This is a genomic window from Erysipelothrix urinaevulpis (assembly GCF_009828835.1).
Taxonomy (GTDB): Bacteria; Bacillota_I; Bacilli_A; order Erysipelotrichales; family Erysipelotrichaceae; genus Erysipelothrix; species Erysipelothrix urinaevulpis.
Map to the genome: position 1 here is coordinate 186,620 of NZ_WTTB01000001.1, position 20,159 is coordinate 206,778.

The 20,159-nt window shown below is 34.6% G+C and carries 18 protein-coding genes and 2 tRNA genes; 16 read left to right on the top strand and 4 right to left on the bottom strand.

Features of this window, described 5'->3' with window-relative positions:
• The 9 genes from GVV10_RS00970 (at window position 1) to GVV10_RS01010 (ending at window position 11,081) form a co-directional block, all read left to right on the top strand.
• Complete coding sequence (locus tag GVV10_RS00970; RefSeq protein WP_159518633.1) at window positions 1-1,692, top strand: ABC transporter ATP-binding protein; 1,692 nt, start codon at window positions 1-3, stop codon at window positions 1,690-1,692.
• Window positions 1,682-3,352: an ABC transporter ATP-binding protein gene (locus tag GVV10_RS00975; RefSeq protein WP_159518635.1), complete on the top strand. Its 1,671-nt coding sequence runs from the start codon at window positions 1,682-1,684 to the stop codon at window positions 3,350-3,352. The genes GVV10_RS00970 and GVV10_RS00975 overlap by 11 nt, the downstream gene beginning before the upstream one ends.
• Window positions 3,353-3,419: 67 nt before the next feature.
• Complete coding sequence (cdaA, locus tag GVV10_RS00980; RefSeq protein ID WP_159518637.1) at window positions 3,420-5,087, top strand: diadenylate cyclase CdaA; 1,668 nt, start codon at window positions 3,420-3,422, stop codon at window positions 5,085-5,087.
• Window positions 5,068-6,444 (top strand): CdaR family protein, encoded by a 1,377-nt coding sequence (locus GVV10_RS00985; RefSeq protein WP_159518639.1) that lies wholly within the window; start codon window positions 5,068-5,070, stop codon window positions 6,442-6,444. Before cdaA ends, GVV10_RS00985 begins: the two co-directional genes overlap by 20 nt.
• Window positions 6,445-6,458: 14 nt before the next feature.
• A complete protein-coding gene (gene glmM, locus GVV10_RS00990; protein WP_236261839.1) occupies window positions 6,459-7,775 on the top strand; it encodes a phosphoglucosamine mutase in 1,317 nt (438 codons plus the stop codon).
• A gap of 16 nt (window positions 7,776-7,791) precedes the next feature.
• Window positions 7,792-8,448, top strand: a complete 657-nt coding sequence (locus tag GVV10_RS00995; RefSeq protein WP_159518641.1) for a response regulator transcription factor — start codon at window positions 7,792-7,794, stop codon at window positions 8,446-8,448.
• Window positions 8,445-9,773, top strand: a complete 1,329-nt coding sequence (locus tag GVV10_RS01000; protein ID WP_159518643.1) for a sensor histidine kinase — start codon at window positions 8,445-8,447, stop codon at window positions 9,771-9,773. The genes GVV10_RS00995 and GVV10_RS01000 overlap by 4 nt, the downstream gene beginning before the upstream one ends.
• Window position 9,774: 1 nt before the next feature.
• Window positions 9,775-10,497, top strand: coding sequence for an NYN domain-containing protein (locus tag GVV10_RS01005; RefSeq protein WP_236261840.1), 723 nt, complete (start codon window positions 9,775-9,777; stop codon window positions 10,495-10,497).
• A gap of 20 nt (window positions 10,498-10,517) precedes the next feature.
• Window positions 10,518-11,081: a Maf family protein gene (locus tag GVV10_RS01010; RefSeq protein ID WP_159518645.1), complete on the top strand. Its 564-nt coding sequence runs from the start codon at window positions 10,518-10,520 to the stop codon at window positions 11,079-11,081.
• 151 nt (window positions 11,082-11,232) lie between these two features.
• Here the strand turns inward: GVV10_RS01010 and GVV10_RS01015 are convergent.
• Window positions 11,233-11,306 (bottom strand) — tRNA-Thr (locus GVV10_RS01015).
• A 102-nt stretch (window positions 11,307-11,408) separates the two neighbouring features.
• Here GVV10_RS01015 and GVV10_RS01020 point away from each other — a divergent pair.
• Window positions 11,409-12,314, top strand: a complete 906-nt coding sequence (locus GVV10_RS01020; protein WP_159518647.1) for a sugar phosphate nucleotidyltransferase — start codon at window positions 11,409-11,411, stop codon at window positions 12,312-12,314.
• A gap of 47 nt (window positions 12,315-12,361) precedes the next feature.
• The gene (locus tag GVV10_RS01025) at window positions 12,362-13,561 is read left to right on the top strand and encodes an MFS transporter (protein WP_159518649.1); all 1,200 of its coding nucleotides are present in this window, start codon (window positions 12,362-12,364) and stop codon (window positions 13,559-13,561) included.
• 21 nt (window positions 13,562-13,582) lie between these two features.
• Here GVV10_RS01025 and GVV10_RS01030 read toward each other — a convergent pair whose 3' ends face one another.
• Both GVV10_RS01030 and GVV10_RS01035 read right to left on the bottom strand, forming a co-directional pair.
• Complete coding sequence (locus GVV10_RS01030; RefSeq protein ID WP_159518651.1) at window positions 13,583-14,719, bottom strand: TraB/GumN family protein; 1,137 nt, start codon at window positions 14,717-14,719, stop codon at window positions 13,583-13,585.
• A gap of 91 nt (window positions 14,720-14,810) precedes the next feature.
• Window positions 14,811-14,887: transfer RNA gene (locus GVV10_RS01035), tRNA-His, on the bottom strand.
• Window positions 14,888-15,172: 285 nt separating this feature from the next.
• Between GVV10_RS01035 and GVV10_RS01040 the strand changes: the two genes are divergently transcribed.
• From GVV10_RS01040 to GVV10_RS01060, 5 genes are all read left to right on the top strand, one after another.
• Window positions 15,173-16,018: a DegV family protein gene (locus GVV10_RS01040; protein ID WP_159518653.1), complete on the top strand. Its 846-nt coding sequence runs from the start codon at window positions 15,173-15,175 to the stop codon at window positions 16,016-16,018.
• A 3-nt stretch (window positions 16,019-16,021) separates the two neighbouring features.
• Window positions 16,022-17,656 (top strand): arginine--tRNA ligase, encoded by a 1,635-nt coding sequence (gene argS / locus GVV10_RS01045; protein ID WP_159518655.1) that lies wholly within the window; start codon window positions 16,022-16,024, stop codon window positions 17,654-17,656.
• A 64-nt stretch (window positions 17,657-17,720) separates the two neighbouring features.
• On the top strand, window positions 17,721-18,092 hold the full coding sequence (locus GVV10_RS01050; RefSeq protein ID WP_159518657.1) for a GntR family transcriptional regulator: 372 nt from the start codon (window positions 17,721-17,723) through the stop codon (window positions 18,090-18,092).
• Entirely contained in the window at window positions 18,085-18,783 is a 699-nt protein-coding gene (locus GVV10_RS01055) for an ABC transporter ATP-binding protein (RefSeq protein WP_159518659.1), read from the top strand. Before GVV10_RS01050 ends, GVV10_RS01055 begins: the two co-directional genes overlap by 8 nt.
• Window positions 18,777-19,583, top strand: coding sequence for a hypothetical protein (locus GVV10_RS01060; protein ID WP_159518662.1), 807 nt, complete (start codon window positions 18,777-18,779; stop codon window positions 19,581-19,583). The genes GVV10_RS01055 and GVV10_RS01060 overlap by 7 nt, the downstream gene beginning before the upstream one ends.
• Before the next feature lie 30 nt (window positions 19,584-19,613).
• On the opposite strand, the gene yfcE is transcribed toward GVV10_RS01060, so the two are convergent.
• Window positions 19,614-20,153 carry a phosphodiesterase gene (gene yfcE / locus GVV10_RS01065; protein ID WP_159518664.1) on the bottom strand — a complete coding sequence of 180 codons (540 nt, stop codon included), beginning with the start codon at window positions 20,151-20,153 and terminating at the stop codon, window positions 19,614-19,616.
• Window positions 20,154-20,159 lie beyond the last annotated feature (6 nt).

Sequence of the window (20,159 nt, forward strand, 5' to 3'; positions counted from 1 at the left end):
ATGTGGAAATATATTAAGAAATATCGCTTTCTTTCCTTCACAGGAGTTGTCTTTAAGTTAATTGAGGCGATTTTTGAATTGTTAATGCCTTTAGCCATGGTGCAAATGATTGACTATGGCGTCCAAATGAAAGATATTGATGTTATAAAATACAATGTAATTTTGATGTTAGTTTTTACTATAATGGGATATTTAGCGTCACTAACATGTCAAACCATTGCATCCAATGTTGGACAAAAAGTTGCGGGTTCGATTCGTGAAGATTTATTCTTAAAAACTCAAGAGTTTAACCTCGAGGATTTCCGTTTATTTGATGTTGATGGTTTAATGAATCGTTTCACAGTTGATGTTGAAATGGTCCAGGATATGATTGCGAAAACAATACGGCTTGCGGTGAGGGCTCCAATCTTGATGGTTGGGAGTCTTTTTGCCATGTATAAAATTAATCCAATGTTAGCGATGACACTTTTAAAGTCTTTTCCATTAATGATTTTTATTACCATCGTATTTATGAGGTTATCTTTGAAATATCATCGTAGAAGTCAAAAAAATCTTGATGATTTACTTTCGAAATCTAACGATACAGTCAGTGGTATGCGAATTGTTAGGGCATATAATCAGGAAAATAAAGAACAGAATAGATTTAGATTTATTAATGAACTCTTGAAAAAAAGTCAACGAGTGCTTGGTAGAATTGCCAGTTTTTCAAGCCCAGTCACAAACTTAACAATGAATTTTGTCTTAGTCTTGTTGATATATCAAGGGGCATTTCAAATACAAGACGGACTGATGACTCAAGGACAAATGATTGCAATCATTAATTATTGTACTCAATTGGTTTTATCATTTATTGTGTTTATGAATTTAGTTTTAATTTTTTCACGGGGTGTTGTTTCATCAGGACGGATAGAAGAAGTGTTGAATTATGAAATTGAACGTCAGTATGGCAACAAAAAACTTGATGTGAGTGAAGGGATATCGATTGAATTTGTGGATGTAAACTTCAGCGATCCCGTGACAAATAGAACTGTTTTAAAAAATATAAATCTGCACTTAGATTCAGATGAAAATCTTGGTATATTTGGCTTAACAGGAAGTGGAAAAACAAGTTTGATGCATCTGATAACTCGTCATATAGAAGCAACAAGTGGTCAAATTTATATCAATCATGAAAAAATAGAAACCTACGATTTAAAGGATTTGCGAACGAAGATAAATTTTGTGAGTCAGGAACCTTTATTTTTAGAAAAAACATTAAAAGAAAATATTCAAATGTCGTATAATTCAGATCCTAAGCAAGCACTTTTACAAGCAGGGGGTAAAGATATCCTTGCGAAAGGATTGGATGTTACTGTATCGGCGTTTGGAAGTAATTTCTCAGGGGGTCAACGACAACGTATTCATTTATCAAGAGCTTTTGTTAAAGAGAGCTCACTCTTGATTTTAGATGATTCTTTAGGTGGTTTAGATAATCAAACAGCTAATTTAGTTTTTAATAATATATTAAAGACAGAAAAACAACAAAAAATTGTTATTTCGCAAAAGTTCAAGGAATTATCACGAATGGACCGTATAATCTGTTTAGAAGATGGGGAAATTGTTGATAATGGCACAGCAGACCAGCTTCTCAAGACCAATGAAAACTTTGCCTTGATGTTTGAATTGCAAGGAGGTGGAGAACTTGAATCGTAAAAATATATTAATGCTTTTCACAATGGTTATCCTTAGTATAATATCAAGTTTAAGTTTGATGCTTAGCCCGTTATATATTGGAAACGCAGTGGATGTGATGGTTTATCAATCAACGAACTTTGACATGGTTAAAACATATTTATTCATCGTGATTGTTTGTTATGGTGTTCACTTTGTCACAACGGTCTTTTTGAATTTAATAGCGTATCGTTTATCTGTGAATGAAGTTTTTGATAAGCGTAATCAAATGCATGGACGGTTATTAAAGCTGCCTATGTCACATTTGGATTTAGTTAGTACTGCTAAGATTCAAAATCTTATCGGGAATGATTCTAACCGATTAGCAGATGGCTTAGCTCTTTTATTAAGTCAAACATTTGTTTCGGGATTCACTGTTTTAATTGCAGTTTTCATGATGTTAAGTGTTAATGTGATGATGACCATTACGGTATTGGTGTTTAGTCCGTTCTTATTTTTAATTTCAACAAAGATTGGGCATTCCTCATTGAAGGCGTACAGGGAACAACAAAGTGCTTTGGATGATTTGAGTTCCTACACACGAAACAATCTACAGAGTCATGTTTTAATTAAAGATTATAATTATGAAGATGATGCAATTAAAGAGTTTATTGAACATAATCGTAATTTAAATGAAAAAGGTATCAGAGCACAAGTCCTTTCGTCTTATATTAATCCAAGCTCGCGGCTCGTTAATAATTTGTTGAATGTTTTTATAGCGATTGCGGGAGCCTATGTTTTTTGGAATGGTGCAATTACAATTGGTGGCTTTTTAAGCTTTACAAGTTATTTGTTAATGTATACAAAACCTGTGAATGAACTGAGTGCAATGTTTGCAGATCTTATCGCAGCCAAAGCATCTAATGAAAGAATTCGTACATTTTTAAAACTTCCAATTGAAGAAGATTCTTCAATTGACTTTAAGGGTCAAGATATTGATATCGGATTTAAAAATGTTGATTTTGCCTACACCAAAGATCAAGAACTTATTCAAAATTTAAACTTATGTGTTGAAAATAAATCGAAATTAGCCATTGTTGGGCCGACGGGTGCAGGAAAATCGACCATGATTAACTTGTTAATGCGATACTATAATCCAACCTCAGGTAAAATACTCTTTGATGATGCAGAGTTGAATGATTATTCAAGGCAATCAATCCGTCATAAAATTGGAATTGTACTTCAAGAACCTTGGGTTTATGATGGCACAATTTTTGAAAATATCGCTTATGGTGATGAGGATGCAAGTCTAGAAGACGTAATTATAGCCTCAAAACAAGCAATGTTTCATGATGTTGTTATGCAATTTGAAGAGGGATATGATAGCAATGCATCGAGGTTATCTCTTGGTGAGAAACAAATGTTAACGATTGCAAGAGCATTGCTGTTGGAACAAGAAATCTACATTCTCGATGAAGCAACGAGTAATCTTGATTCCTTAACAGAGTATAAAATTCAGGAAGCATTTCAAAAAATCATGGAAAATCACACAAGTGTCGTGATTGCTCATCGTTTGCATACAATTCAAGATGCTAAAACTATTATTGTAATGAAAGATGGAAAAATTATTGAACAGGGTAACCACGATGAACTTATGGAAGCAGAGGGTTTTTACAAAAACTTATATGAAAGTCAGTTTTAAAGAGGAATTAATTGCGTCATGAAATTTTACTAATTCATGATATAATTGTTAAGACTAGGAGGTTCTTATGCCACTAAATATATTTACGCTGCAATCAGTATTACGCGGCATTAAAATGATTATTGATTTTATTATTATTTGGGTTCTTGTCTACTACTTATTAAGAATCGTACGGAACAATTCACGTACTGTCCAAATATTTAAAGGAATTGTATTGGTAATTGCAATGCAAGTTGTTGCAAGTTTTGCCGGATTTAAAACAACAAAAGCACTATTAGACTTTATGCTTCAGTATGGTGTGTTGGTTGTTGTTATTATTTTCCAACAAGAAATCCGTGCTGTTTTAGAAAGACTTGGAAAAACATCGGTCTTTTCTGCACTGCATTCTCTATCTGGAAATGAAAAAGACCAGTTGATTGAGGAATTAGTCAATGCAACGACTGAATTGTCTGAGAAGCGCATTGGGGCTCTAATTACATTAGAACAGGGGCATTCACTTGTTGATTATATTAAGACTGGTACACCGATTAACGCGACAGTTACAGCTGACATTTTAACGTCTATTTTTGTTACATCCACACCACTTCATGATGGAGCGGTTATTGTTCAAGGTGATAGAATTGCGTGTGCATCAGCTTATTTCCCACCAACCAATTTAGATTTACCTTCGAAATATGGTGCACGTCACCGTGCTGCATTGGGAATTAGCGAAGTAACAGATTCAGTCACGATTGTTGTTTCAGAAGAAACAGGAACAATCTCAATCGCTGAAGCCGGAAAACTACGTGAAATGGATGAAACAAGTTTACGTGAATATTTAAACTTATTGATTCAAAATAGTGAACAAGAACTAAGTAGAAGTTTAGAAAAATCACGTCGTCGTAAATTTAATTGGAATCGTTTAAATATTGATCCAATTAAAGTTGAAAAAGTTGATACTGATGATCTAGTGATTAAAAAAGAAGTCAAGGATGAAGATAAAGAAAGTCCAATGACAAAACTTCGTGGTATTTTTGAACGTAAGAAAAAAGACCATGAAGATAAAAAAGAAGAAAAAATGGTCTCTAAACGAGAAGAAAAAGAAAAGCGAGAACTTGAGAAGGTAGAAGCTGAAAAGAAAGCTGAAGCTGAGAAGAAGGCAGAAGCTGAGAAGAAAGCCGAAGCTGAGAAGAAAGCCGAAGCTGAGAAGAAAGCAGAAGCTGAAAAGAAAGCTGAAGCTGAGAAGAAGGCAGAAGCTGAGAAGAAGGCAGAAGCTGAGAAGAAGGCAGAAGCTGAAAAGAAAGCTGAAGCTGAGAAGAAAGCTGAAGCTGAGAAGAAGGCAGAAGCTGAAAAGAAAGCGGAAGCAGAGAAGAAGGTAGAAGCTGAGAAGAAAGCAGAAGCTAAAAAGAAAGCCGAAGCTGAGAAGAAGGCAGAAGCTAAAAAGAAAGCCGAAGCTGAGAAGAAGGCAGAAGCTAAAAAGAAAGCAGAAGCTGAGAAGAAAGCAGAGGCTAAAAAGAAAGCCGAAGCTAAGAAGAAAGCAGAAGCTAAGAAAAAAGCTGAGGAAATCAAAGCATCAGAAGAGAAAAAAGAAACTGTAAAGAGTTCAGATGACCTTGAGTTAGGCAAGTCAATTGAGCAAATTGAATTGTTAGTCGATGGTGCAGAAGAAGTAGAAACCAAAGCAAAGAAAAAAAATGGTGAAAAAACCAATGAAGTAAACGATGGAGGTGAAGGCAATGAAGGAAAAGAGTCCTAAAAATACAAATCCTAAGTTTAATTCAGAAGAAAAATTAGAACTTGCTCAACGAATTGCCCGTCAATCCGAAAAGTTTAGTCGACGAACAGAGGCAATAGGAAATGGATTTTTCAGAATTTTACGCTGGTTAAGTGATAGTTTTGACAAAATTTTATTCAATCCAAGACATTCCAAGTTTGTTGCATTTGCATTATCAGGTTTAATATTTTTAGCCTTAAATGCAAATGATGCAGGAGCAACAGCAACGTTAAAAAATTCAAAAGAATTAAAAGACGTTAATGTATCCTTGGTTTATAACGAAGAAATGTATGAAATTAGTGGGTATGATGAAAAAGTAAACATTGGAGTCATAGGAGATTATTCTGATATTTCAATGGTTTCAGATGTCTCGGATTACTCAGTAGAACTTGACTTAGGTGGATTAACAGAAGGTACACACCGAGTTCCGTATAAAGCAATCGGGTTTTCTTCTAGAATCAAAACATATATAGAACCTGCTACGGCAGAAATTACAATTCGTAAAAAAGAAACTAAGACTGTCCAATTGAGTTATGACTTTATTAATCTTGATAAGTTAGATCCAAAATATGTCTTAGGTGAACCAGAATTTGAATCAAGAGATGTTTCAATCAAAGCCTCAAAAGAGACACTATCAAACGTTGCATTTGTTAAAGCATTAATTGATGTTTCAGGTCAAACGGAAGAATTTACGACTGAAGCGGAGTTAGTTGCTTATAATCAACAAGGTGAGAAAATCGAGAGTGTTGACATTATACCGAAGAAAGCAAAAGTAAAAGTGGGTGTCAGTTCGCCGCACAAAACGGTGCCTGTCCGTCCTATTTTTGAAGGAGAAGTACCAAATAATAAAGCAATTAAAGAAGTAAAGATGGATCACGAAGCAATTACAATTTATGCGCCACAATCAGTCTTAGATAGCATTGATGAAGTTGTTGTTCCAATTCCAGCCGCAAGTTTAACAGATGATACAAAAACTGTTCAAAATGTGAGTTTACCATCAGGTGTCCGTTTCGGTACCGTAAGTAAAGTCAATATGGAAATTAAACTTGGAAAAGGAATCAGTAAAAAATTCGATAAAGTTCCGATTAACTGGCGATACAATGTGAATGGTTATAAAATGTCACCGGTTAATAAAGATGATGTATACACCAGCATAGAAGTCTTTGGTACTGAAGAAAACGTTAAGAAATTTACTGTCGACAATGTTTGGGTATATATTGATATGAGAAATGTTGAGGTTGGCGATAATCAAGAAGGTAAGTTATATATTGAGTCATCAACACCTTACTTAGACATTAAATCAAGTAAGGAATCAATAATTTTCAATGTTATAGAATAGGTAGGGGTTTTTGAATGATTGGGTTTGGAACAGATGGAATACGTGGTCAATTTAATACAGAATTAACTGTAGAAATTGCCGTAAAATTAGGTGAGTTTTTAGGAAATAAAAATAAAGGAAAGCGCATTTTAATCGGGGAAGACACAAGAATTTCTTCTCCGATTCTTGCGAAAGCAGTGGCTGTGGGAGCAAGTTCAATGGGAGCAAATGTCTATCTAATGGGCGTTTGTCCTACTCCTGCACTAGCATACGTAATTCCAACCGAAAAATTTGCAGCGGGTGTCATGATATCAGCGAGTCATAATCCCTATTATGACAATGGATTGAAAGTTTTTAATCAACAAGGAATGAAATTAACCCTTGAAGAAGAAGCAGAAATTGAACAATATATTCAGGGTGAAACACAACTTGTAAGACCCATCAGTGCAGAAGTTGCGAAAATAATAGAGTATCCCCAAGGTTTAGAACACTATATTAAACACATAGAGAGTTTTACAAAACGGAATTTCTCTGGACTACGCGTGGTTCTAGACTGTGCAAATGGTTCATCGATTTCAACAGCTGAACAGATTTTCACAGACTTAGGTGCTGATGTTTTGGCGATAAACACATCAGCAGACGGGTTTAATATTAACGAAAATTGTGGTTCAACTCATATTAATGTGGTCAGAGACGAAGTCATAAAGCATCAGGCAGATTTTGGATTTGCATTTGATGGTGATGCTGATCGTTGTTTAGCAGTCGATGGACGTGGAAATATTATTGATGGAGATAAACTGCTCTATGTTCTAGCCAAAGATATGATGCAAGATGATACGTTAAAAGACAACACAGTCGTGACAACAGTGATGGCTAATTTAGGATTTATGAAATCGTGCGAAAAATTAGGTATCCACGTTGAAATTACGGATGTCGGCGATAAATATGTCTTTGAAGCTATGCATAAAAATGATTATAAATTAGGTGGAGAACAGTCCGGACATGTTATTTTAAAAGATTTCGCAACGACAGGTGATGGTGTGCTGACAGCATTAAAAGTAACGGATATTATGGTTAAAAACGAAGCGAGTCTAGAAGAACTAACAAAAGACTGTGCTACTTATCCACAAGTTTTAGAAAAAGTTATGGTTGAAAACAAGCATGAAATGATGGAATTAGCAATCATTCAAGATAAAATTAAGGAAATAGAAACGAACCTTGGAGATGACGGACGTGTATTAGTTCGACCATCAGGTACAGAACCTGTTATCAGAGTTATGGTTGAAGCGAAAGAACATGAGTTGTGCCAGAAGTATGTCAATGATATGATTAAAGTGATCAACAACATATAAAAAATAGGTGATAAAAATGAAATATGTGATCAACATAGTAGAAGACGAAAAAGATTTAAATGAACTCGTAAAGAGTTATCTTGAGAATGCAGGTTATGAGGTTCGTTCGTACTATACATACGATGAAGCTAATGCACATGTTCAAGATGACGATGTTCATCTTTGGATTTTAGATATAATGTTGGATAATAAAAGTGGATTTGATTTGATTGAACGAATTAAAGCATATTCACCAACAACTCCCGTTGTATTTATGTCTGCTCGTGACAAAGAGTTCGACCGTATTATTGGATTGGAAAAAGGAAGTGATGATTACATCACGAAACCATTTTCGCCTAAAGAACTTGTTTTACGTGTTAATAACATTATACGCCGTGCCTATAGTCAAGATATTCAAACTGAAGTTGATGGTTATGTTATCGATGAAAAACAACGTACAGCAACAAAGGATGGGATGGAACTCGAACTGACCACCAAAGAATTTGATTTGTTGATGTTGTTTATTAAAAATAGAGGTGTGGCCTTTACTCGTGAACAAATATTAGTTCATGTTTGGGAGACAAATTATTTTGGATCCGATCGAGTTGTGGATGATACCTTGCGTCGATTACGTAAAAAAATGCCAGGATTAAATATCCAAACAATTTATGGTTTTGGGTATCGACTCGGATGAGAAAATTAAAAGATTCGATAAGAAAGCTATCGCTAACTCAGCAGTTGGTAACGATTGTTGTTTTTACCTTAGTTTTCTTTTTAGTTTTTTTCTTTGGGGCGTTGTCTTTTAAAATAGATAGTTTTGTTGATAAACAAATGTATGGTTTGGTTCATCGTTCACAACAAAATGTTATCTATAATTATATTCGTAATTTAGATGATTCTGCGCTTTACGGAGCCAATGATCCAAATATAATCCATGTGATTGGAACCAAGGATGGTCGTTATCTTTCAAATGGCATTAACAGAATTGACCCTGATTTGATTAATCAAATTAAGCACCATATGGATGCTGTTGAGATGTCAGAGAGTGTTGATTACCGTTTTAAAGATAATAGTTTATACACCATAACCAATATCCCTAACAAGGATGCTACAATCGCAACCCTGATAACAAAAAACTACCATGATGAGTTTAAAACAACGCTAATTAGTAGTGTAATCAATATAATTTTAGTTGTGATGGGTGTTGTGTTTTTATTACTACTTATTTGGGTATCATCAATTATTCATCCTCTTAATCAAATTCGTGACTATATTAATAAAATTAGAAAAAATAAAGACGCTGAATTGAATTTAAATCGTGGAGATGAAATTGGTGAATTGGGTAATGTTTTAGTTGAAATGAACGAAGAACTTCAACGGCAAGAAAAACTTAAAGAAGAAATGATTCAAAATATTTCTCATGATTTGAAAACACCAATCGCAACAATAAAGTCCTATGGTGAAAGCATTAAAGATGGTGTTTATCCTTACGAAACACTGGAAAAATCAGTGGATGTAATCATTGAACATGCTGAACGTTTGGAAAAGAAAGTGTTTAATTTATTGATGCTCAACCGAATGGATTACATGACTCATGAAGAAATTCTTGAAGTTCATGACATAGATTTAAGGGAAATTGTGGAACGTGTCATTGTTTCAAGTAGTCAAATTAGACCAGATGTTGAAATAAAACTTTTAGGTGATGAAGCAAGAATCAAAGGTGCTGATGAGCCATGGCGTGTTGTGTTTGAAAATCTTCTTGATAACGCACTGCGTTATGCCAACTCTAAGGTTATCATTGAAATAAATGATAACTATCTGTCAGTGTATAATGATGGTAGCTCGATTGATCAAGAACGAATGGATCAGCTATTTAAAGCATATGAAATTGGTGAAGAAGGTCAGTTTGGATTAGGTTTAGCGATTGTGAATCGTGTGGTTAATAACTATGGATATCGGATTATGGCAGAAAATATCCATGAAGGTGTACAATTTAAAATTTGGAAAGAAGGTGAGTAATTTGGATACTAAAGAAAGAAAAATTGCTGTTTTAATTGATGCAGAAAATGTCCCCTATGCTCATATAGAGAAAGTGCTTCGTGAAGTTGCACGTTATGGTGTACCAACCATCAAAAGAATTTATGGCGATTGGACAAAACAAAGTTCATCAGGTTGGAAGAAGTCATTGTTGGAGCATGCAATTACGCCAATCCAACAATATGCTTACACTACTGGTAAGAATTCATCCGATTCAGCGATGATTATTGATGCCATGGATATTTTGTATGAAGGAAATGTTGAAAGTTTTTGCATAGTTTCAAGTGATAGTGACTTTACGCGACTTGTGGTAAGATTAAGAGAGTCTGGTAAATTTGTTATTGGTATTGGAGAAAGAAAAACCCCAAATCCATTCATAGCATCATGTGATAAGTTCATTTATATGGATATCATTGAGGCCTTAGATGATGGAAAAGGTCATAGAAGTTCAAAGTTGAGTTTAGAAGAGGAACGGGAATTAATTCAATTAATTTCGACAACAATCAAAGATTTAGCAGATGATAATGGTTATGTTTTTATGGGTGATTTAGGAAATTTAATTATGAAAAAACATCCTGATTTTGACCCTAGAAACTATGGTTATTATCAATTAACGCCGCTTGTTAAGGCGTTAGGGGCATTTGAAATTGATGAGAGAAAAACAGCAAATTCAAATGTCAAACATGTTTTTATTCGAAATAAATAGATTGGAAGATATAGAAGATTATGAGTAAGAAAATAGTGTTAGCAAGTCAATCTCCACGAAGAAGAGAGTTGATATCTTTATTGCAGTTACCTTTTTTGGTTAAACCAGCAATGGGAGAAGAAATATTCAATGAAGCATTATCGATTGAGGAAAATTTAAAAAATATTGCTCTTTCAAAAACAAATGAAGTATTTGAAGAGTATCCAGATGCTTTAGTTATCGGTGCGGATACCATTGTTATCCATAATAATAAAGTATTAGGAAAACCTCAAACTGAAGATGAAGCATTTGATATGCTAACAAAATTATCGGGTAATACCCATGAAGTGTGGACAGCTGTATCCATGAAGTCTAGTGAAGCAACAAGCGAATTCATTGTGAAATCAAATGTTAGCTTTTATGATATTAGCGACGATGAAATAAAAAAATATATTTCAAGTGGAGAACCGATGGATAAAGCAGGTGCGTATAGTGTAAACGGGTTTGCTTCTTTATTTGTCCGCAAGGTTGAAGGTGATCATTTCGCAATCATGGGCTTACCAATTGCAAGGGTGTATCAAGAAATTAATAATAAGGAATGGTAAAGTAAAACGACTCTAATTCAAAGAGTCGTTTTTAAATGATTAAGTCTAGAAAAAAACAGTTTTTTTATTTTGTAGTACTTTTTCGCAATTAAACAATATAAGACAGCAAAAAACCTACTGTTAAGTAGGTTTTGGTTAGCTATAATATTAATGGTGCCGCCACCGAGAATCGAACTCGGAACTGAGCATTACCATTGCTCTATTTTACCATTGAACTATGGCGGCATGCATACCTATGATACTCAATTAGAATACAAAAATCAAGAGTTATCGCTTTATAAAGCAATTTATTATGATACAATGAGAACAGTAATAAGAGGAGGACATATGAAGGACTTAACTTTAGTTATTTTAGCGGCAGGAATGGGTAGCCGTTATGGTGGTTTAAAACAAATTGATAAATTTGGAAAGAGTGGAGAAGCAATCATTGATTTTTCAATTCATGATGCAATTGAAGCAGGATTCACAAAACTTGTTTTAATTATTCGTGAAGAACATGAAGCAATTTTTGAAGAAGAACTTGTTGGAAAACTTCGTCCATTTATTGATGTGGAATACGCATTTCAATCAATTGATGATGTTCCTGAATGGTTTGCAGGTGTTGAAGGCCGTGAAAAACCATGGGGTACAACACATGCATTATTAAGTGCACGTGATAAGGTCAATGGACCATTCTCAATCATTAATGCCGATGATTTTTATGGTAAAGCAGCTTTTGTTGAAATGGCACGTTTCTTAAAAGAAGAAGTTCGTGATGATAATGCTGCTATGATGGGGTATGTTGTCGAAAAAACATTAACGGATCATGGAACAGTTACACGTGGTGTTTGTGAAGGTAAAGAAGGGTATTTACAAGCTATTGTTGAGACAGATGGTATTAAACGTGAAGGTGATGTCGTTGTTGCAGGAGATGATGCTCATCAATTAGCTGAAGGAACATTGGTTTCAATGAACTTTTGGGGATTCACGCCAGCTGTATTTTCTAAATTAAATGATAAATTTGAAACTTTCTTAAAAGAAGATGTTGAAGGTAATCCAATGAAATCAGAAGCGTTGTTGCCAAATCACGTGGGCGATTTGATTGATGATGGTGTATTAAATGTTAAGATATTAGAAACACCAGATCGTTGGTATGGTGTAACATATCAAGATGATAAGCCTTTAGTACTTAGCACATTTGAAAAATTACAAAGTGATGGAACATATCCAGAAAAACTTTGGGTTAAGGAATAAAAAACAAAGTAGGCTTTAAGCCTACTTTTGTATCGTTTGGAGGAAGTATGAATCAATTTGTCAGTAAACATAAGATGAGGATCTTTATTGTATTTAACCTTATTTTAACCATCGGTATGAACTTAGGTCATCCTGTCACACCGAGTTTGTTAAAAAGTTTAGATTTAGCTCCCCATGTATTTGGGATTTCTTTTGCAGCTATGTCAGCCACAAATTTCTTTTTTGCACTAATATGGTCAAATCTTGCGAACGGCTTAAAAAAGACGAGAATTTTAATGATCTCTTCGATTGGCTATGGGCTCGCCCAAATTTTGTTTGCATTTTCACCCAATGAATTTACAATCTATCTTGCCCGTTTGTTGGCTGGTGCCTTTGCAGGTGGTTTTCAAGTCGGATTAATGAGTTATATCATTAATGAGGCCAAGCCTGAAGATCAATCTCGATATATTACGATGTCTTCAATTATTATTAGTGTTGGAGCGGCTTTGGGGTTCTTTATCGGTGGAAAAATTGGCGATGTTTCGGTATTGTTGACGTTCATTGTTCAAATGATTTTACATGTTGGTATGGGATTGCTTTTCTTTTACGTGTTAGGGCGTGAAGAAAAAATTGAAGAACACTTTGAAAAAGAAATGTTAAGAGACTCTAATCCTTTTAAAGTTTTAAGTTCATCGTCTGAATATTGGTTAGGATTTACAAAGTATCTCTTCTTGTCTATTTTAGTTAGCTCTATTGCTGTGACATTGTATGATCAAAGTTTTAATTATTATATTAAAGATATCTTTGATTTCCCACCGAGTGTTAATGGTAACGTAAAAGCAATTGTTGGCGTCTTTGCTGTCTTATTAAATGTGTTGGTCATTTGGAGAAAACGGAAAAAAGGGAGCGGCACTGAGGCGAAACTCTTACCATATCTTGTTTTGATGATGGGAGCAGGAGCAATTTATGCAAGTACAATTGATGAGAGTAATCTCTTTCTACAAGTGTCACTTGCATGGTTTGGTTTAAATACAGTGATGATACCCTTACAACAAAACCTTGTGATGACATTTAAAGAAGATAATGAAAGTGGTAATCGTCTAACGGGACTTTATAATGCTCTTTTGATGCTAGGTAAAATTTTAGGGGCATTGATAACCTCTTATGTGTATAGTTTAAATCCTGCCTCAAGTTTTATGGTTTCTGGTATTTTATTATTGCTTTCGACTTTGTTTGTTTTTGTTTTAAATATTAAAGTAAAAAACTGATTGCATTTTCAATCAGTTTTTTTATAATAGTTTAGAAATTATTTTTCCTGTGACAATAAAGGTTCCAATTGAACTGAGAAGAGAGGTCACAAACATGATAAGTATTATTCGTAAGAATCTGTTTTTAAACCACATTTTTACGGAACTTGCATCATCGCTTAGGTTTTCAAAGTCGCTGACTTTAGGTGGTCGTGCATAGGCTTCTGCTATTCCAGAAAAGAATCCAACAGCTAATACAGGTGATAAAATTCCTAGAGGTGCTCCAATAATTGTCGCAACCAATGTTTTAGGGTGAGCTCCAACGAGTAATGCACCCAGTGTTGATAAACCACTGCTTAATAAAATCCAACGGATCAACTCATCTTTACCTGATGTCGGATTTTTAAAGAATAAAACTGTGAATAATAGAACGAATATGATTGGAAGGATCCATTGTAATGGATTTGTTTTTTTCTTTAATGGAATTTGATCAAGTTGGTATAAGCTTATGTCTTTACCAAGGTTTTCAATAATTCCATCAAGATGAGCAGCACCAATTACAACCACTAAATTGTCATATGGATTATCCATTATTTTTTTGGCCATATACTCATTTCGTTCATGTAAAATAACATTTGATAATTGTGGAAGCTTTGTGTCCATTTCACTCATTGCTTTAAATAACATATCTTCTTGTTTAAGTTCTTCAATATCAATTTCTTCCTTGGAATCGAAGGATGATAAAACTAAAGAAACAATAAACGATGTTTTCTTAAAAAAACCTAAGTCACCCCATAAGCGTTGCATGGTGGTATTAATATCACGATCAATGTAGTATTTTGTGATGCCGAGGTCATTGGCTAAAATGATTGCTTCTTTCATTTCAGCTCCAACCTCAGTTTCTAGGTCTTCAGCAATCTTTTTTTGAAAACTTCCCATAAGTAACTTAGCGGAAAAATTAGCAAATTCTTTATTTTTAATAATTTCAATAACATCGATATCAGATTGACGTTCTGATTCGTTCATTAAACCATGAGCTCGGCCTGCATCTAATTCGATTAATACGGCATCAGGTTGGGTTGTTTCTATAGCATGTCTGACATCTTCAACGGATTGTTTTGATACGTGTGCTGTTGGAACAAAGTGAATCGTTTTATTTTCATAATGGATTGTTTTCATATTTATACCTCGTATGTTTAATTATAACAAACTTTAAGAAGAATATATAAAAAAACCACTCTACATTATGTAGAGTGGATGATTTACAATATGGGGCGACCGACGGGACTCGAACCCGCGCATGCCAGTGCCACAAACTGGTGTGTTAACCAACTTCACCACGACCGCCAACTGCTAAATCATTGTATAACATTTCATTTGGTTTGTAAATAGGAAAAATGTCTTTTCTATAATTTCGTATCGTTCATTCGCTATTTGGTGAAAAATAGCCCTTTATTTGTGGTCTTTAAGCTATCATAGGAATTAAATTGATCGGTCTTATTTGATAATAAAGCGATGAAAGTTGCGTGATGAGAAAAAGTCGTGTAAATTATGTGTTTAGGATTGGAAGGATATTTTTATAAAATAGTAGTAGAAGCTATGATATACTTTAAAATATATGGAGGTTTATTTATGAAAACAGCAGTAGTTACCGATTCGTCGGCAGGCTTAAGTCAAAAAAGAGCAGAAGAACTTGGAATCTATGTTGCAAGGATGCCATTAACCATTGATGGTGTTGATTACATTGAAGAAGAAGAGATTACTCGCGAACTTTTTATGGAAAAAATGTTGAATGGTGCCGTTGTTAAAACATCACAACCACCAATGGGTCGTTTAGTAACATTATTCGATTCTCTTTTAGAAGACTACGATCATGTTGTTTTTATTCCAATTTCAAGCTTGTTGAGTGGAACATATCAAACAGCAGAAGTTTTAGCAAAAGATTATGCCGATAAAGTTACAGTTATTGATGCTAAATTTGTAAGTGCTCCTTTAGGTCTTTTAGCAACTCAAGTTAAAGCGATGCTTGAAAAAGGTATTCATCCCAAAGAAGTGAAAGAATATGTTGAAGAAGAAGGTTTCATGTGGGCTGCCTTAATTCCAGAAGATTTGAATTATCTTAAACGCGGTGGTCGAATAAAGCCAGCAGCTGCAGCCTTGGCAAATATGATGAAAATTGTTCCTATTTTAAAAGTAGCGGATGGAGAAATTGATGTTGCAGATAAAGTCAGAACATTTAAAAAAGCAGTGAAGCGTGGTATGGAATTAACAATAGAGGGAAAAACTCAGGAAGAATATGATTTTATTGTATTAAATGGTGGTTGCTCAAGTGAACTCTATGATAAAATAGTGAAAGAAATGGAAAAGGTGTTGAAAACTGAAATAATTAAGACTGACCTTTATCCAATTGTATTGGCGCATACAGGTCCAGGAAGTATTGGGATTGCGGCAGTAAAGAAGTTAGACAAGGAGTTTTAGAAAATGGTTGAAGATAAGCTAATAGCACGGATTGAAGACGTTGTTTTAGATGCATTTGGTGAGGAGTTAGAAGCAGGCGTTGTGATGCTTGAAATTCCTAATAAGAAAGAACAAGGGGATTACTCAAGTAATATTGCAATGCGTTTAACACGTGTTCTTAAGAAAAACCCAAGAGAAATTGCGACAGTGATTGTCGCAGGCTTGGAAGGATTAGACATTATTAAAAAGGTTGAAATTGCGGGCCCAGGTTTTATTAATTTCTATATTAAGGCAGACGTTATGTCTGGTGTCATTAATAAAGTTCTAGATGAGAATGAGACGTACGGAAGCAGTGTTTTAGAAACACCAAAACGTACGCTTGTGGAGTATGTTTCGGCGAACCCTACTGGTCAGTTACACATTGGTCATGCTCGTGGTGCAGCTTGGGGAGATTCCTTGACACGTATTATGCAGTTTGCAGGTTATGATGTCTTGCGAGAATACTACGTTAATGATTTAGGGAACCAAATTACCATGTTGTCTCATTCACTGTATGCGCGATATCGTGAAGAATTAGGGCTTGAATTTGAGATGCCAGAAGATGGTTATTATGGTGATGATATTAAAAAGATTGCGAAAGATGTTGTTTCTGAAATCGGTGATTCATATGTGGATGCGGATGAAGAACAGTGGATTCCTTATTTCAAAGAATTAGGAATTAAATTTGAACTTGATCGTATTAAACACGATTTATCTGGATTTAGAGTAAGTTTTGACTCATGGGTCAGTGAAAAGGCTTTGTATGATGAGGGTCGTGTTGAAGCGGTTCTCAGTGATTTAAAAGAGGCGCAAGTTACTTATGAAAAAGATGGCGCATTGTGGTTTAAGTCGACAGATTTTGGCGATGACAAGGACCGTGTTCTTATCAAGAGTGATGGGTCGTATACTTACTTAGTCCCTGATATTGCAAATCATATGTATAAATTAGAGCGAGGCTATGACAACTTGTTAAATTTATGGGGTGGTGATCACCATGGTTATATTGTACGGATGAAGTCGGCGCTTGAAGCCTTAGGTCATAAGGATGTATTGGATGTCGATATCATTCAAATGGTTCGCTTAATTGATGAAGGTGTCGAAGTTAAAATGTCTAAACGGACAGGAAACGCTATTGGCTTAATTGAATTAGTGGATGACATTGGTGTGGATGCGGCTCGATATTTCTTTGTAAGTCGTCATTTAAATACACCTTTGGACTTTGATTTAGGTTTGGCTCGAAAAAAATCAAATGATAATCCAGTTTTTTATGCGCAATATGCCCATGCTAGAATATGTTCAATTTTAAGACAAGCTCCTGCCATGGAAAAGCAAGAAAGTTATTCCTTGCTCACTCATGAAAAAGAGATTGAATTAATGAAATATATTAATGAATTCTCAAATGTTGTGAACGATGCAGCTAAAACACGTTCAGTTCAAAAAATACCGAATTATATTCAGCAATTGTCAGCACATTTCCATAGCTTTTATGGAAATGTTAAGGTCATTGATATGGAACAACCAGACCTTACAAATGAACGTCTTCATTTGCTTTTAGCAACGAAGATTACATTGAACAATGCTTTAAATTTAATTGGTGTAGAGGCACCAGAAACGATGTAGTTGCATCGTTTCTTTTTTTATTGTATTATTAACGTAGTACACATAATGAAATAGGAGGTGCGCAATGCTTCAAAAACAAAGTTCGGTAGCTGTATACCGTCAAATTATTGATTACTTTGAACATGAGATTGCATCGGGAAGAATGATAGCAGGACAGCGTATAGAGTCAATTAGGTCATTGGCTGTGTCATTTAAAGTCAATCCGAATACAGTCCAAAAAGCATTGAACGAACTTGAAAGAGACCAGTTAATATTTACCGATAGAACGAATGGTAAATTTGTTACAGAAGATGAAGAGATGATTGTTAAATTAAGAGACAAGTTAGGTCATGACATCGGAAAAATTGTATTACAACAAGCAACAATGCTGGGCTTATCATTTTCTGAGACAATGACACTGATTCAAGATGTCTGGGAGGAAACGAATCATGAATAACATATTAGAAATAAAGAATGTTAATATGCACTATGGGAAGAAGCGTGTGTTAACGAATATTAATTTAGAATTAGAACCTGGAAAAATTGTTGGCTTATGTGGACCAAACGGTGCAGGTAAAACGACACTTATTAAAATCATTGTTGGTTTATTAAAGGATTTCAAAGGGGAAGTCAAAATCAACGATAAAAAGATTGGTGCAGAAACCAAAGCTGTTGTTTCATATTTGCCTGATGTTGAATATCTCGATTCGAATATGACGGCACAAAAAATTTCATCACTTTATAAAGATATGTATGCTGATTTTGATATGGCTTTATTAGAAGATTTGTTTATTAAGATGAAGTTAGATGGCAGAATGCCAGTAGGCCAAATGTCTAAGGGGATGAGAGAAAAATTTCAATTAGCACTGTGCCTTTCACGTAAAGCGGATGTGTATGTTCTTGATGAGCCCATTGCTGGTGTAGACCCTGCATCCCGTGATTCAATTATTGAAACAATTATTGAAACATATACAAAGGATGCGTTGTTATTAATATCAACACATTTAATTCAAGATATTGAACCAGTATTAGAAGAAGTCATTTTCTTAAAAGAAGGTTCAGTTGTGTTACATCAAAACTGTGATGATCTTCGTGAGGAACGAGGAATGTCAGTGGATGGAGTGTTTAGGGAGGAATTCAAATGGTAGGAAAATTAATAAAACATGATTTGATTGACTCGAGTCGTGCATACTTGCCTGTCTTTGGTCTTATCTTATTAGGGACATTAATCTCAATTTCTTTGATGATTATTTCTCAAGATCCTAATAGTGTGTTATCACTGATTACATCGCTTCTAAGCATTGTTTTATTTGGTTTAATGGTTGCTGTGACCGTAATGTCAATTAAAGCAAGCATTTACGTCCTTTATACAAGTTTATATAAGGAAAAAGCTTATCGTTTATTTACATTACCTGTAAAAACTTGGCAAATTCTTGTATCGAAAATAATTACATCTATTATTTGGAATGTTTTAGTTAGTATCGGTGTGTTGATTTCAATGTTAATCATCGTGACATCAACGGGATTCAATTTCTTTGAAATTTTAGCGGGTCTAGGTGAAGGCTTGAAAATATTCTTTGAAAATGTTCAGCCTGGAATCTATATTTCATTCTTCTTCAATGTGATTTTGGATGCATTGATGGGATCCATGGTTATTTTATTTGCTGGTAGTTTAGCTAATTCAAGCTTTATCCGTAAAAATCGTGGGATTGTGACGTTCGCAATTGTTTTAATCACAATGATGGTTATTGGTCAACTATCAGGAATATTTGAGGCAAACTTTTTCTCAGTGCTTTCTCGTTTTAGTTACCAAGGTATGCTCGATGGAACAACTCGAATTCATATTTTTGATTTCTTTTGGGTGTTCATGTATCAGATTTTATTGATATCAGCCTTTGTGTTTGGAACATTGTGGTTGTGGGAAAATAAATTAGAAGTAACATTATAAAAATATGACCTCCACTTGGAGGTCATATTTTTATAATTTAATTGATTGTAAAGGTGTGTGACTTTCAAGGTCTATTAACGATAATTGGCCATTGTGGATAAGGCCATAACTTGGCTTATTGTTTTCTTTAGGTAGGCTGATGGAGCCTGGATTGAAAAGAATACCAAAGTTTGTTTTTTCCAACACTGGAATATGTGTATGTCCACTAATGTAGATATTTGCATGACGTTCACGTATATCGTCGTTTGGCTGATATAAATGACCGTGAGTAATAAATATCAACTGTTGGTTAGAGTGGAAATACTGAGAATCGCTCATCATTGGAAAGTTGAGAAGCATTTGGTCGACTTCAGCATCACAATTACCTCTTACAGCAATTACAGGTTTATTGATGTTGTTCAAAATATCGGAAGTTTCACTTGGGTTGTACTGCTCTAATATTTGATTACGTGGTCCATGGTAGAGGAAATCACCGACAAAAATATATGCATCAATGGGGTAGGGGCACTTTAAAGCGTCGAGTAAAGAGTCTTTATTGCCGTGGATATCTGAAATAATTTGAATGTTCATGTTTAA